This is a genomic window from Methanomassiliicoccales archaeon (genome assembly GCA_013415695.1).
Lineage (GTDB): Archaea > Thermoplasmatota > Thermoplasmata > Methanomassiliicoccales > JAAEEP01 > JAAEEP01.
In genome coordinates, this window is record JAAEEP010000020.1 from 1 (window position 1) to 14,808 (window position 14,808).

The window sequence follows — 14,808 nt, forward strand, 5'->3', positions numbered from 1 at the left end:
ATGCACTGGCGCACAATCCAGTCTCTTCCACCTGAAAGCGAAGACCCCGTGGAGCTTTACTGCAGCCTGTCGTTGTGATATGATTTTGATTGTGTAGGGTAGGCGGGAGACGTCGAAGCTCGGGCGCTAGCTCGAGTGGAGTTGCCGATGAAACACCGCCCTTTCGGGATTGTACCACTAACTTCCAAGGAAGGACCTCGATAGGTGGGCAGTTTGGGTGGGGCGCCACGCCCTCAAAAAGATAACAAGGGCGCCCAATGGTCAGCTCAGGTAGTTCAGAAATCTACCGTCGAGTGCAAGGGCAAAAGCTGGCTTGACGTGGATTAGCCCAACAACAATCCACGATGCGAAAGCAGGGCCTAGCGAACCAATGAGCCTTATTTGTAGGGGCCATTGATAACAGAAAAGTTACCCCGGGGATAACTGAGTTGTCTCCAGCAAGAGTTCATATCGACCTGGAGGCTTGCTACTTCGATGTCGTCTCTTCCTATCCTGGCAGTGCAGCAGCTGCCAAGGGTGGGGTTGTTCGCCCATTAAAAGGGATCGTGAGATGGGTTTAGACCGTCGTGAGACAGGTTTGTTGCTTTTCGATGGAAGTGTGTTGGTGCCTGACGAGAAGAGTCCTTTAGTACGAGAGGAACAGGGACTCGTGGCCTCTAGTTGATCAGTTGTCTGGCAAGGCATTGCTGAGCAGCCACGCCATCGCGGATAAGAGCTGAAAGCATCTAAGCTCGAAGTCGTCTCGAAAAAGAGGCACCTTACAGCACCCGTAAATGACGGGTTTGATAGGACCGGGATGTACGCACCGAGGTTCGCCGAGGTGTTCAGTCCGCGGTTACTAACGCTGCTGGCCGCGCTATATGTTCGGCTTAACCGTTAGGCAGGTTGCGTATGATAGCCTTCCAAAATTTTTCTTATTTTAATTTGATAGCGTGCACGCTGAACCGAGATCGGTTCAGTGCCAAGACGTATCAGGTGGGATAGCCATTGGAGTAGTGATCTACCCCATTTCAATATCGGGAGGAACGAACTCTCTCAGCCTCTTGATGGCCATGATCCTATCCTTCGAACCAATCTTGGCCGATTCTATTCCTTCTCTCAGTATTTCAGTGGATTGATCCATTGATTCTCGATCCACGGGAAACGGAACGCCGTCCTTTCCTCCAACCGCGAAGGAGTACTTCACTGGATCCTTCCATGATGGTTCCTTTCCGTACACGAGCTCTCCGATGAGCGCGAGCGCTCGAACTGTGGAAGGACCGACCCCCGGAATCTCCAACATCTCCTCGTAATTCGTTGGAGAGAACTCGTATGCCTTCCTCATCGCATTCCAGTTGATGCCCCTGGGCATGTTAAGCCTGATCTCCTTTTGACCGCTCCACTGATACAGCGTGGTCTGCCCTTTTTCGATTGAGACCACGTCGTGCTTCAAATGCTCTGGACCGTCGTTGATCAGGTCAACGGATATCTTTCTCGAATCCCGGCTGATTCTCGAGGTCATGTCCAGGACATCCTCCTCTCTCGAGCCGAGTATTGCGGAATGAGGCTCTTCCACGAACTCCTTCAGATCGCCGGAGAACCAGTGATATCTTCGTGCGAATCCGGTAAGATCGGACATTCCCTGCTGGATGGTCGCCCAGTTACCTTTCTCGTCGAAAAGGAAGCTATGGTGATAGAGATGATGACCATCCTGCACGGCGGCGTTGTCAACCTTTGCGCTCATTCTCGATGATCGGACCATCCTTTTCTCGATGTCCACGGAGATTCCCTTGGAATCGGACCAGTCCTCGATGCCCTGGATGGCGGTCTTAGAGGCTTTTCCCTTACCCCCGACGATCGCGATATTCTCGCTTCCCTTGAGGGCCTCTTTAAGCGCGCCGCAGGTGACAGTGGTGGTACCGGATGAGTGCCAATCGAACCCGAGCACGCAGGAAAAGCCCTGGAACCAGAAGGGATCCGAAAGGCGACGCAGGTACTCCCTGGTACCGTACTCCAGGATCATCACCTCAGATATGGCGGATGCTAGATCAACCATCCTCGTGAACAGCCATCTTGGCGCGTTCCCGCCGTGAAGGGGAAGGTCGGCAGCACCAACCCTGGGCATATGACTATCTAGCTAAACGACAGAATAAGCCTTTGCGGTGGGTGGCTCGAAACTGCCTATGGCATGTACAGCACGGTGGTCGCGGTCGGAAGGATCTTCCTCAGGTCGCTGACATGAGGGAAAAACAAGCGCATCTCATCGTCATTCTCGGGCTCCCTCTTGATGAGGTTGGAAACCACCTTAACCTCTATCCTGCCCCGGATCTTCCATGCACCTCCAGGGTATGCGGTGTCAGTTGATATGTAGATAGGAAGCTTGAGCTTGCGCCTCTCCCTCTCTTCAAGCAGAGATGCGATCTTATCGAGCTCTTCTTTTTTCAAGCTGTACTCGGTGCCATCCTTTCCACTATAAGTGGGCTCCTCCTGTTCCAGTAGCTGCTCAAGCGATGATCTCTTTGCGGGAACGTGCCTGTTCATAGACTGGATGAGCTTCTCGATGGACAGCTGGTCGACCATCTTATGTGCACCTCGATGTATGGTATATTCTACTTCCATCTTCGGATATAAGTTTTGGTCAGAATTGTTGCTATCTCGGTCAACATTCTCCGCCATATTATATAGCGCCGAAACGAGGTGTGAAGCATGAAGGCAAGAGCCATTATGGCACTCGTTCTCGCAACCACACTCATGGCCATTACTTTCGTGGGTTGCGTTTCCAGCCCGGAGATCATCCTGCAGGACGGCTTCGAACAGGGAATGGGCGATTGGGCAGTGGGTATGGACCTGCCCATCGATCCAGAGACCGATATTCCCGTGCAAGCGAGCGTAGCGATTTCCAGCGAGCGTGCCAGGAGCGGTGAGGCCTCGATCAACATCACCATCGATGGAAGGCAGGATGATGGAATCGTCTGGGTAATGAGATCGATCACGGTTCCGTCAGATGGTGCGATCGATTTGAAGATAAGTTTCTTCGTGTACAGCGAGTCGGAATCATTCAACACTATTGCACATGTCGTCGCATACATCGGAGATGATCAGCCGGTGAACGAGAATTCATTTGAAAAGCTGGGTCCAGCGAACCCGGCTGAAGGATGGAATGAATTCCATCTCGAGAACAAGTTGGATTCCGACGGCGAGATATGGATCGCGGTGGGCATATCCGTTGCCTGGGAGACCTGGATGACATACTTCATCGATGACATCAGTGTCGCTTCGAAATGAAAGATTGTCCCGGTTGAGAGAAACCAAAATTTAAGTGGATACCCTTCAATAACCATTCGCCCCCATAACTGGGAAATCTTATCTTAACGATCAACGAGGAAGGGCGATGAGTGCCGAAGCGAAAACGGATCTCAAGGACAAGATTGAGACGCATCCATGCTATTGCGAGGATGCTCACAAGAAGTTCGCCAGAATGCACATTCCTATCGCCCCAAGATGCAACATCCAGTGCAACTACTGCGATCGAAAGTATGATTGCATGAACGAGTCGAGACCGGGGGTCACAAGCGAGGTTCTCACCCCTGAGGAAGCGGTCGCCAAGATAAGGAATGTGAAGGAGAAGATTCCCAACCTGAGCGTCATTGGAATAGCGGGTCCAGGTGATCCGCTGGCCAACGACGAGACCTTCAAGGCGCTGGAAATGGTCCACGATGAGTTTCCCGACCTCACTCTTTGCCTGAGCACCAACGGGCTGAACCTTCCAAAGTACGTGGACAGATTGTGGGAACTAAACGTTCAATTCCTGACCGTGACCATGAACGCCGTCGATCCTGAGATCGGGAAGGAAATCTACGACTTCGTGATCTGGGAAGGTGAGACCCTGAGAGGGAGGGAGGCGGCCGAGCGCCTTATCAAGAATCAACTTGAGGGCATCGAGAGGGCGGTGGATCTTGGCATGTGCGTCAAGGTGAACACGGTATTCATCCCCGAGATCAACGGGAAGCACATCCCAGAGCTGGCGAAGAAGGTCAAGGAGCTGGGAGCGTACATATCCAACATCATTCCTCTGATCCCAGTCCCGGGTACCAGGTTCGAGAACATGAGGCCTCCAACGCCCAAAGAGCGAAGGGAGCTCCAGGCACTCTGCGAGGTGGACATCAGGCAGATGAGGCACTGCAAGATGTGCCGCTCCGATGCGATAGGTCTCCTTGGCAGAGACAGATCAAAGGAATTCGCAGTCATTCCCTGCGGGCAGTGCGAACCCGAACCCGCCACGGAAATGCGCAAAATTGAGAAGAAGGAGTCCTACAAGGTAGCAGTTGCCTCCTCCGAAGGAGAGAATGTCGACATGCACTTCGGCCACGCGAGGACATTCTACACCTTCGATGTGGAGAGCGGAGCCATTCTGCCCAGGGGCACGATAAACGTGGAGACCTACGATGAGATCCCAATGTTCGGCGAGGCCCATGCCACCAAGCTGGAAAAGGCCGCTGACGCCCTTACCGTGTTCGATATAGTCATCGCTGTCAAGATCGGTCCCCGAGCTGTGGAAGAGCTTAGGAAACATGGAATTCTAGCCTACGCCACCAAGGGGAACATCAACGAGGCGGTGAAGAAGGCGACAGACCTTTTACATGAGGGAAAGATAGAAGAGTTCGAGTGATTGGCATGAGGGGCGCAGATCTAGTGGTGAGATGCTTGGAAGCCGAAGGCGTTGATCGCATATTCGGCATACCTGGAGAGGAGAATCTTGATCTTGTGGATGCCCTCATAGACTCCGATATCGAGTTCATCGTCACCAAGCACGAGGAAGGGGCCTCCCTGATGGCTGAAATCTCGGGAAGGCTTACCCATAGACCAGGAGTCTGCCTTTCCACTCTGGGACCGGGAGCGACAAACCTGGTCACGGGGGTGGCGGACGCATATCTCTCCCATATCCCAATGATCGCCCTCACGGGACAATTGAGAAGGGAGAGATGCATACCTCCCCAGAAGCAGTACCTTGATCTGGTGAAACTTTTCGAACCGGTGAGCAAACAGAGCATTAGCCTAAGGGATCCGGTCAGAATCACGGAAGAGATGAGGAGAGCCTTCGACATCGCCGTCTCGGAAAAACCTGGTCCAGTCCACATCGAGCTACCAGAGGATGTGATGAAAGAGGAGATTGAGGGAGAGCCAGTTCCATCTTTCAAAAAGATGAGCGTGTCTGCGGACGGGGCGGAGCTCGATGCTCTCTGCGATCTCATCATGAACTGCAAGCAGCCTCTGATCATGGCCGGGTATGGCGTGGTGCGTCAGAAAGCGGAAAGGGAGCTAAGGATGTTCGCGGAGGAGTGGAATATCCCGGTGGCCATGACCTGGATGGGGACGGGCGCGATCCCTTTTGATAATCCACTTTCGCTTCACACGGTAGGTTTGAGGACGCATGACTTCATGAGAAGGGCGTTCCAGCACGCTGACCTAGTCATTCTGATAGGATACGACATGCTCGAGTTCCAACCTGTTTTCTGGAATATCGGGACGGAGAAAAGGACAGCCCACGTGGGACCCCTGCCCGTTGAACCAGCTCAGGGATTCTACCCGGACCTTCAGGTTGTAGGAGACCTCAAGCTAACTCTTTCCTCGCTATCTAGCCATGCGACCAGACGAAAGAACTGGACCATTGATCTGCGAAAGGAACTGCACTCCAGAATGGACGAACTGCCCCCGGACGAGGGTCTCGTCAAACCGCAGCTAGCCGTTCGCAAGATAAGGGACTCTCTAGACAGAGAGGATATCGCCATCTGTGATGTTGGGGCACATCTGCTCTGGATGATGAAGCTCTATCCCGTATACAAGGAGAACACCCTGATAGTCTCAAATGGCCTGATACCCATGGGACTGGCAGTGCCCGGGGCAATAGCAGCAAAGCTGGTTCATCCCGAGAGAAAGGTTGTGGCGGTCTGCGGTGACGGCGGGTTCATGATGACCTCCTGCGAACTGGAGACCGCGGTGAGGCAGGACACTCCCTTTGTCGCGGTCGTTTTCAACGACTCTGGATATGGTCTCATAGCCACCAGGCAGAGGAATACCTATGGCAGGGAGTATGGGGTAAGGTTCGGCAATCCAGACCTGGTGAAGTACGCGGAATCATTCGGTGCCATCGGATGCAGGGCCTCATCGGCCCAGGACCTAGGGGAGCTTCTGAACATCTGTCTGGATGAGGCCGTTCCGTGCGTGATCGATGTACCTGTGGACTATTCTGAGAACGCCAAGCTCACCAAATGAACGGGGTGGCGTTTCAAGGGAACCAGCCAGACTGAAAAGATTGATATAATAACCCCCTAATACTGCGATGATGAACCCATCCGAGTTCGACCTCACCTTCTTCAAGGACGGAAGCTTCATCAGAAGGCAGTGTCCCAAGTGCGGCAGGTTCTTCTGGACTTTGGGAGATTGGGAGACCTGTGGGGAGCCGCCCTGCGAGGAATACACCTTCATCGGTAACTCTCCCATGCGCAAGAGCCTTGACCTCCACCAGACCAGAGAGACTTTCCTGAGCTTCTTCGAGGAGCACGGTCACGGAAGGGTGGCGAGGTACCCCATTGTGGCTCGATGGAGAGACGATGTCTTCTTCACTCAGGCCTCGATATACGACTTTCAGCCATGGGTCATCAACGGTGTGGTCGATCCACCGGCGAATCCGCTTGTCATATCCCAGACCTGCGTGAGGTTCAATGACATAGACAACGTGGGAAAGACGGGCAGGCACTTGACATTCTTCGAGATGCTGGCTCACCACGCGTTCAACAAGGAAGGGCATGAGGTGTACTTCAAGGACCGCACGGTCGAGCTGTGTCACGAGCTCTTCACCGATAGGATGGGCGCGGACCCAAAAAGGATGCGCTACATCGAGGCCTGGTGGGAAGGTGGGGGCAACTCCGGTCCGTGCTTGGAGGTCATACTGGACGGCGTCGAGCTCGCAACCCTCGTTTTCATGCAGTACAGGGACACCCCGGAAGGAAGGGTCCCGTTGAGCATGAAGGTGGTTGACACTGGCTACGGTCTTGAACGCATCTCGTGGGTATCACAGGGTTCCTCCTCCGCGTACGAGGCGGTCTTCGGAGAGGTGCTCGACTTCCTGAAGGGACAGGTGGATGTCGATCAGGACGAGAGGGTCCTGGTGGAGTACAGCAAGGTCGCGGGAATGACGAACGCTAAGACCGCGTCCGACGTGAGGATGATAAGGGAGGAGACGGCCAAGCGCATGAGCATCTCGTATGATGACCTCATGACCATCGTCCGGCCCCTGGAGGAGATGTATGTGATATGCGATCACACCAGGGCATTGGCGTTCCTCCTGAACGATGGTGTGGTACCTTCCAACGTGCGGGAGGGGTACTTCGCCCGGTTGCTTGTGCGCAGGGCTCTGAGGTCGATGCGTACCCTGGACTTGGATAGACAGCTCTCTGAGATAGTAGGCAGGCAGGTGGACTTCTTCGTCGAACACTTTCCAGAACTGGACGAGAATCGTGAGGATATCCTCAAATTGGTGGACGTGGAGGAGGACCGCTACCGGGAGACCCTCTCTCGCGGGAAGCAACTGGTCTCAAAGATCACCAGAGGAATGAAGAAAGGCGAGAAGATCAGGGGAGAGAAGCTGATCGAGCTCTATGACTCTCATGGCCTGAACCCAGAGATCGTGCAGGAATTCACCTCGGTCGAGGTGGAGGTTCCCGATGACTTCTACATCCAGGTAGCGGAAAGACATGAGGCTCCGGAGGAGCAGGTCAACGGGTCGATGAAGATGTTTGCCGACTTGCCCGATACTGAGCAGATATACTATTCCGACCCGACCCTTCACGAGTTCGAGGCTGAGGTGATCTTCATCACCGACGGAGGCGTGATCCTGGACCGGACGGCCTTCTACCCAGAAGGCGGTGGACAGGAGTGGGATCTCGGCACCCTGGCAGGAAGGAGGGTCACCAAGGTGATCAAGGTCGGCAACTCCATACTGCACTATCTCGATGGCGATCTGCCTCAAATTGGCGATAGAGTGCTGGGAATCATCGATGTGGAGAGGAGAAGACAGCTGATGAGGCACCACACCGCTGCCCATATAATCAACGGTGTGGCTAGGAGAATGCTTGGTAACCATGTCTGGCAGGCTGGCGCCCACAAGTCAGTCGAGGAGGCAAGGCTAGACATAACCCACTACGAGAACCTGGACAATGAGCAGAGGGAAGCCATGGAAATGGAGGCCAACCGAATCGTGCTGGATGATCATCCAATCATGGTTGAGTTCATGCCCCGCGATGCTGCCGAACGCAGGTACGGGCACAGATTGTACCAGGGGGGAGCCGTTCCAGGGAAGGTCATAAGGGTGGTTGATATCCCCGGGATAGACGCTGAGGCATGCGGAGGCATCCACTGCAAGCGCACAAGCCTAGTAGGCCCGATCAGGATCAAGAGGACCAGACGCATCCAGGACGGGGTCGTCAGGATCGAGTACTCAGCAGGCTACGCAGCCATCGATGAAATGAGAATGGACAGGAATGTAGTGGAGGACATCTCAGATCTGATGAACTTCCCTCGAGAGAAGCTCGTTAAGGGTGCCAAAACCCTATTGGGAGATAATAAGAATCTGAGAAAGACCGTGGAGAAGATGCTCTCCGAGAGGACTGAAATCATTGCGGAAATGCTTCTTGAGAGATCGGCGCCCATCGGAGAAGTAAGGCTAGTGACCTATCTCGACGAGGAGGGGGCGGACATCGCCGCCATCTCCAAGAAGTTGTCCTCGGAGAAAGGACTGATCGTGGTGGCCATGCAGATGGGCACGGGCAAGGTGCTGGTATCAAGAAGTCTAGACCTTGACTTGGATTCCAGACTGGTACTCCGGGAGATCAACAAGCTTGTCGGCGGGGGAGGCGGCGGCAAGCCAGACTTCGCCCAGGGAGGCGGTGCGGATCCGGGGAGTATGCAAGAGGCGATGGCAAAGATAGAGGAGATCATCAGGGACATGATGAAGAGCTAGCCTGGCAAGTATCTCTGGGTCACAGAAACCCTTATATATACTTTTGAATGTAGGGGTCGATGCTCCAAGGGGAGCATGACATTTGATATTCATCTTATCTGATCATCGGAGGTAGACGGTTGACTGATGATAATGGAACCGAAACGGAAGACTTCAAGTACATAGTCCGTCTGGCGAACACAGACATCGATGGTGAGAAGGGCATAGAGATCGCCCTCCAGGGCGTCAAGGGAGTAGGGAAGAGGGTAGCCGAGATCATTGTCAAGAAGGCCGGCGTACCCAGACTGAAGAAGATCGGTACCCTAGACGATTCTGTCATTGATAGTCTGGAACAGCTCATCCTGAACTACGGGGAGATCGCTCCCATATGGGCTCTCAACCGCCAACACGACTACGAGACTGGAGACGACATGCACATTATTGGTATTGATCTCGATATGATCCTAAAGGATGATGTCAACAGACTCAAGATGATCAGGAGCTATCGTGGAATCAGACACGAGGCCGGCCATAAGGTTCGCGGACAGCGCACCAGGTCCAACGGCAGGACTGGACTCACGCTTGGCGTGAGCAGGAGAAGGCGTTAGGCGGTGTGAAAATGGGAGATCCAAAATTTCCTCGAAGAACCTACGATACCCCTTCCCACCCTTGGGAAGGCGAGCGTATCAAGGAGGAACAGGAACTCGTCCGCAAGTATGGCCTTAAGAACAAGAGGGAACTGTGGAAAGCCCAGTCCATTCTGAGGAACTTCCGAAGGCAGTCCCGTGAACTTCAGGCACGCCTCAGGTATGGAGAGACTCAGGCCGAAATAGAGAAGGAAAAGCTGCTCAAGCGTTGCGGCAGCATGGGCATCCTTCCCATGGAAGGTATCAACCTCGACGATGTGCTCGTGCTTAATCCCGAGGCCATCCTCAACAGGAGGCTCCAGACCCTGGTTTGCAGCAAAGGCCTTGCCAGTACCAACAGCCAGGCCAGACAGCTCATCGTTCATGGTCATATCAATGTCGATGATAGGAGAGTGACCATCCCGGGCTACTTGGTCAAGAGAGGTGAGGAGGCCAAGATAGAGTACAGTGCCCGATCACCATACGCCGATGACCTTCACCCTATCAGAGTCCAACAGGCTGAGGCAGACTCCCGACGTGTAGCTCCCAGTGAAGAGTCCGAGGAAGGGGCCAGAAAGAGAGGTCCCAGGGACAAAGACAGTAGAGGTGGGGGCAGGGGAAAAGGAGCCCCCAGACCCAGAACCCAGAGGGGGAGTAGGCAATGACTAAGTGGGGAATCGCACACTTGTACGCGAGCTACAATAATATCATCATAACGCTTACAGACATCACCGGGGCCGAGACAATAACCAAGTGCTCTGGTGGAATGGTGGTCAAGGCAGCCAAGGATGAATCTTCACCCTATGCTGCTATGAGAGCGGCAGAGAGAGTGGCCGATATCGCCAAGGAGAAAGGCATTAATAGCATCCATGTCAAGGTACGTGCTCCCGGTGGCAACAAGTCTTCTTCCCCTGGCCCAGGAGCTCAGGCAGCGATCCGCGCCCTGGCCCGTGCTGGCCTCAGGATCGGCAGGATCGAGGATGTCACACCCATACCACATGATGGAACCAAGAAGAAAGGCGGTCGAAGGGGAAGGAGAGTATAGAGGTTCCTGCACATGGACATCAAGGTTCTTGAACTCATGGAGAACAGGATCAAGTTCCTGCTCTCAGACGCTACGGCCGACACCGCGAATGCTCTGAGGCGAACCCTCATTTCCGACGTTCCCAAGATGGCAATCGAGACTGTAGAGTTCCACTTGGGCCCTATTAGCGACGATGAAGGCTACGAATACGAGAGCGTGACTCCTTTGTTCGACGAGATGATCGCTCACCGCCTGGGTCTCATTCCGATACCCACCGATCTGAGCCTTTACACCTTCAAGGATGAGTGTGTTTGTGGAGGAGAGGGTTGCCCCAACTGCTCCATTATGTACTCCTTGAACAAGAAGGGACCTTGCGATGTATTCTCTGGAGACCTGGAGCCGCTGGGAAACAAGGAGTTGAGGGTGAAGGATGAACTCATCCCCATCGTGAAGCTTGGCGAGGGTCAGGCGATCCTGATATACGCATCAACTGAGCTTGGCACCGCCAATAAACATGCCAAGTGGCAGGTGACCAGCGGTGTCGGTTACAAGTACTACCCAACGGTGATCATCGACGAGAAAAAGTGTGATCAGGGAGGCTCCTGCGTACGGGCTTGCCCCCACAATGTCTTTGAGAAGGCAGAAGATAGGGTCGTGGTCATGGACCCCGAGGCATGCGATCTTTGCAAAGCATGCATCGAGGTGTGCGAGAGCTCAGCCGTTTCCGTTTCTTGGGACGACACCCGATTCATCTTCGAGTTCGAGACTGACTCTTCCTTAAACGCCGCTGACGTGCTTGAAAAAGCTCTTGAGATACTCGAGTCGAGCTACGAGTCCTTCAGGGAAAAGGTTTCTGATCTTTAGGATCGATCACATAAAATCGGTCAACCGGCACTTTTTCACTTTATCATTCTCAAAGAGAGAGTTGATACTCTCCTCCACGAGCGCGATTCTCTGCTGGGTGTACGCCGGAATACCGAATTTCTCCCCGATCTCCTTGGTTATCTCCAAGTACTTCTTCACGCTCTTCTCGTGAACGGTCAGTGTCAGATTGTTGCCGCAGTAACACCTCCCCTTGAGAGGTATGCGCCTATACTTGGCGTTGCACTTGGTGCATCTCAGCTTCTGTCCTGAAAAGCTCTTTAAATTGCCGATCATATCGGGTAGGAAGTGCCTTGTGATAACACGATGCACGACATCAGCTTCATCCACAGCCCTGATCTTCCTCGCCAACTCGAGCTGAGCGTTCATCTTGTCCATCATGGTCTCCAGGGTCTTGTAGGCGGAATTCTTAGGACCCTCGGCTATGTCCATGGTGTCATGGGTGAAACCGAACTGCTCGTACTGAAGCATGGAACCTATCCTTCCTCCCACGAGATCCATGACGCCTTCCAGCTCCTTGGGGTGCCTGTACTCTGTGCAGGCTTCAAAGAACTCTATGGGGTAATGATCACTTACGTCCAGATTGTGAGCCTCCTTGTCGATCTCGTTGGGATCGAGCCTCGTGGTTAGCACTAGCGGTGCATCCATAAGCCCGCCCCTTCTGTCCGGAAGGTACGCTCTGGAGAAATTGATCAGCGCATCAAGAAGGAGCAGGCAACTGTCCTCGTCACCGTCGGCGTTCCTCCTTTTGGCCGCATGAAAGAAAGGATGCCCATAGCCCACATTTGCTCCCGAGAAACCGATGAACCTGCAGAGAACCCCTCCAGAGGTGTGGGGCGCCAAACCTACTCCCATATGGCCGATCACATCCTCTCTCGTTTTAATGTTGTAGAACGGTTCCAGACCGTACTGCTTGACTAGTAGCTCATCGATGAACTTCGCCACCTTGACCATGTAGTCACCGCATGACCGCGAGGAAATGAAATCCTGCACCCTCAGCTCGCAAAGCTGATATTCATCTGTCAATTCATTCCCGTTCATGTCGGTCAGGTATCCAAGCTCTCTTGCCCTCTCCACCGTTAGACCGATCTCAGCTGGTCGGAAGTGGGTCAGAGGTAGGTCAGTCATGTCGTACCTGATCGTTCCATCCTTGAAGACATAGACGCCGTTCTTGGCTCTCAGGATCCCTTTCTCCATGGGCTCAGGAGTCTTGTTCTTGGAGATCATGCCTTGGACGCCCTTGATGTCTGGAGTTATGGATTCCTCCAGTCTACTCATGGCATTCTTGAGGACCTCATCCATCGGTACGGTCTGCGCGGAGGGAAGATCGGCGGGAATGGTGTGGGACCCGCACTCGCAACTCACGGTGAAGGTATTCTTGCCGCAGACCGGACACCTCCTGACACCAACTTCCACTTCGATCCTCCCCTTTTGCGCCGCCTCCTTCACTAGGCGCTGGGCTCCTCCATTGATGCCAAGCGGGAACAGCACATGCGGAGGTGGCTTCATCTTCCTCTCCTTGGCCTTCTCCGGCCTTGCCATCCTGGTGCCGATGCGGGTGACCGCCCTTGGCATGACCCTGATGCCCATGACGTTCGAGACCGCTTCCAAGGAGTCCTTCCCGGTGAATGGTAGGATCTCCACTATCCTGCCTTCTTCGGCCGAAAGCCCCAAAGCGTTCAGGATGGGGAGTGCATAGAAGTCGATGATTATCATGTCATCCTGCACCTTGTGGAGGGCTCCCAGGTCCTCCAGGATGCGCTTCACATCCCCCGCTACAAATCTGAGTTCATTCCCTTCATATCTGGCGTTGGAAAGGAGATGGTTCCTGAGCTCCTCCAGTTTCTCGAGCGGGAGGTCTGACCAGAAGAGGTTGTATCTTGGATGTAGCGCCACCCCAAAGTCCCTGGCAAGCCGAAGGGCCTCATCATAACCAGGGTTCCTCCAGTTTTCGGGAAGAGATCCAACTCTCTGCATCAGATCTGCCCGATACCATTCCAGGGTGTAGCCGCTAGGTACCAATAGATGGTTGTTCTCGACGAACTCCCCAAAGGGTATGAGCACCTCACCCAGGTCGATTATCTCGGTGACACGGTGCCTGATGGGGTTGAGTTCCTCAACGGTATCGGTCTGGACCAGATCTCCATTTTCCAGCAGCAGGATCGGGCCTTCGATCTCGTCACAGGGCGTGACCGCTCCTGCCTTGCCAGGCCTCTCTATCTTTATCTGGGTACCTATGGCAATGAAGTCATCGAGGGCATGCATCGAGGCGGGGTTGATCGCGATGGCCGCCAATCCCGTGGTCCTACCCCTCCCGTAGCGAAGCCGAAACCCTCCTGGCCTCGAGGGATGGGAAAGAACCGGCCTTCCTGCCACGATGTCCTTGAGGTACTTGTACTCGGGCACCACCTTGGGTCCACCTTCGTCCTTACCCTCAGATTTCTTGGAATTGATGTACTCCGAGATGAAGTCCCATCCATCTATTCCCAGCTTCTTCACGTGCTTCTGTATCTTTGGAGCTTTCTGGCAAAGGCCCTCCGCAATGACAAGGCAGGCCCCACCTCGAACCCTATTCGTCTCTATCCGGGGGAGGTCCCTGTATCCAGATATCTCCATCTCCTCCGTACCCTCGCCCTCCACGCATACCGGGCAGTTCTTCACAATGAGCTCTATCTCTCGGTTGGTGGGAGTGTACTGGAGATGCTGGCACTGTTTGTACAGTGGGATCTCCTCCTTGAACCTCTGCACCTCACCGTGAGTCGGTCTGTAATTACCGATGCCGTGCTCTCTCCGAACCACGTCCGCGATGAGAACGCTCATCGCCTGTCCCGTCCCGCCGGCTGATCTGATGGGCCCTGCGAAGTAGATAGCTAGATACTCGCTACCGTCCGAGTTGCGGCCAATCTTGGCACCGGCAATTCCCTCGAGGGGTGCCACAAGAATTCCTTCGGTGAGCACCGCCAGGCCTACCCTGACCGCACGGTCGATCGCCTGCTCCCGGGTGGCAGCGGGCATTTTGGCCACCTCCTTGGCCAGCAGGAGGGAGACCTCCTCCCGGTTGTAATCCTCACTGAGCTCCCTAATCCGCTCGGCCACACCCTCGACCTTCCAGTCAGATAGTATCTTCTCTACCCTGGAAGCAAGGTCTTCGGCCTTGGGAATCTCCACATAGGTCTCGGGGTCGAGCCCTCTAGATCTTGCCCTTCTGGCAACAGAGTAGCAGCGCTCGGTCTCCTCCATCAGTGATTTAAAGTAGAGTTCCATAGATTCGCTGCAAGCAAGCTGGTGCATCCTCTCTC

At 54.2% G+C, this 14,808-nt stretch carries 11 protein-coding genes and 1 other annotated feature; of the genes, 8 read left to right on the forward strand and 3 right to left on the reverse strand.

The window, feature by feature from the left end; all coding sequences use genetic code 11:
• The first annotated feature begins 40 nt into the window (after positions 1-40).
• Positions 41-756, forward strand: a sequence feature (possible 23S ribosomal RNA but 16S or 23S rRNA prediction is too short).
• Positions 757-1,000: 244 nt separating this feature from the next.
• Complete coding sequence (locus tag GKC03_08755; GenBank protein NYT12616.1) at positions 1,001-2,104, reverse strand: DUF763 domain-containing protein; 1,104 nt, start codon at positions 2,102-2,104, stop codon at positions 1,001-1,003.
• Positions 2,105-2,160: 56 nt separating this feature from the next.
• Positions 2,161-2,598, reverse strand: coding sequence for a DUF61 family protein (locus GKC03_08760; GenBank protein ID NYT12617.1), 438 nt, complete (start codon positions 2,596-2,598; stop codon positions 2,161-2,163).
• Between the two features lie 87 nt (positions 2,599-2,685).
• Here GKC03_08760 and GKC03_08765 point away from each other — a divergent pair, with 87 nt between their 5' ends.
• The 8 genes from GKC03_08765 (at position 2,686) to GKC03_08800 (ending at position 11,491) form a co-directional block, all read left to right on the forward strand.
• A complete protein-coding gene (locus GKC03_08765; protein ID NYT12618.1) occupies positions 2,686-3,264 on the forward strand; it encodes a hypothetical protein in 579 nt (192 codons plus the stop codon).
• Between the two features lie 106 nt (positions 3,265-3,370).
• Positions 3,371-4,648, forward strand: coding sequence for a nitrogenase cofactor biosynthesis protein NifB (gene nifB, locus GKC03_08770; GenBank protein ID NYT12619.1), 1,278 nt, complete (start codon positions 3,371-3,373; stop codon positions 4,646-4,648).
• Entirely contained in the window at positions 4,645-6,252 is a 1,608-nt protein-coding gene (locus GKC03_08775) for an acetolactate synthase large subunit (GenBank protein ID NYT12620.1), read from the forward strand. Before nifB ends, GKC03_08775 begins: the two co-directional genes overlap by 4 nt.
• 70 nt (positions 6,253-6,322) lie before the next feature.
• Positions 6,323-8,998 carry an alanine--tRNA ligase gene (locus GKC03_08780; protein NYT12621.1) on the forward strand — a complete coding sequence of 892 codons (2,676 nt, stop codon included), beginning with the start codon at positions 6,323-6,325 and terminating at the stop codon, positions 8,996-8,998.
• Positions 8,999-9,117: 119 nt separating this feature from the next.
• Entirely contained in the window at positions 9,118-9,585 is a 468-nt protein-coding gene (locus tag GKC03_08785; protein NYT12622.1) for a 30S ribosomal protein S13, read from the forward strand.
• Between the two features lie 11 nt (positions 9,586-9,596).
• Complete coding sequence (locus GKC03_08790) at positions 9,597-10,268, forward strand: 30S ribosomal protein S4 (GenBank protein ID NYT12623.1); 672 nt, start codon at positions 9,597-9,599, stop codon at positions 10,266-10,268.
• Complete coding sequence (locus GKC03_08795; GenBank protein ID NYT12624.1) at positions 10,265-10,648, forward strand: 30S ribosomal protein S11; 384 nt, start codon at positions 10,265-10,267, stop codon at positions 10,646-10,648. The genes GKC03_08790 and GKC03_08795 overlap by 4 nt, the downstream gene beginning before the upstream one ends.
• A gap of 12 nt (positions 10,649-10,660) precedes the next feature.
• On the forward strand, positions 10,661-11,491 hold the full coding sequence (locus tag GKC03_08800) for a DNA-directed RNA polymerase subunit D (protein ID NYT12625.1): 831 nt from the start codon (positions 10,661-10,663) through the stop codon (positions 11,489-11,491).
• Between the two features lie 6 nt (positions 11,492-11,497).
• Here GKC03_08800 and GKC03_08805 read toward each other — a convergent pair whose 3' ends face one another.
• Positions 11,498-14,773 carry a DNA polymerase II large subunit gene (locus GKC03_08805; protein ID NYT12626.1) on the reverse strand — a complete coding sequence of 1,092 codons (3,276 nt, stop codon included), beginning with the start codon at positions 14,771-14,773 and terminating at the stop codon, positions 11,498-11,500.
• Positions 14,774-14,808: the final 35 nt, after the last annotated feature.

Bases quoted from the DNA above. Each gene is read 5' to 3' on its own strand.
- GKC03_08760 (NYT12617.1), bottom strand. From the start codon at position 2,598: ATGGAAGTAGAATATACCATACATCGAGGTGCACATAAGATGGTCGAC.
- GKC03_08800 (NYT12625.1), top strand. From the start codon at position 10,661: ATGGACATCAAGGTTCTTGAACTCATGGAGAACAGGATCAAGTTCCTG.
- GKC03_08805 (NYT12626.1), bottom strand. From the start codon at position 14,773: ATGGAACTCTACTTTAAATCACTGATGGAGGAGACCGAGCGCTGCTAC.
- GKC03_08755 (NYT12616.1), bottom strand. From the start codon at position 2,104: ATGCCCAGGGTTGGTGCTGCCGACCTTCCCCTTCACGGCGGGAACGCG.
- GKC03_08790 (NYT12623.1), top strand. From the start codon at position 9,597: ATGGGAGATCCAAAATTTCCTCGAAGAACCTACGATACCCCTTCCCAC.
- GKC03_08795 (NYT12624.1), top strand. From the start codon at position 10,265: ATGACTAAGTGGGGAATCGCACACTTGTACGCGAGCTACAATAATATC.
- GKC03_08765 (NYT12618.1), top strand. From the start codon at position 2,686: ATGAAGGCAAGAGCCATTATGGCACTCGTTCTCGCAACCACACTCATG.
- GKC03_08780 (NYT12621.1), top strand. From the start codon at position 6,323: ATGAACCCATCCGAGTTCGACCTCACCTTCTTCAAGGACGGAAGCTTC.
- nifB (NYT12619.1), top strand. From the start codon at position 3,371: ATGAGTGCCGAAGCGAAAACGGATCTCAAGGACAAGATTGAGACGCAT.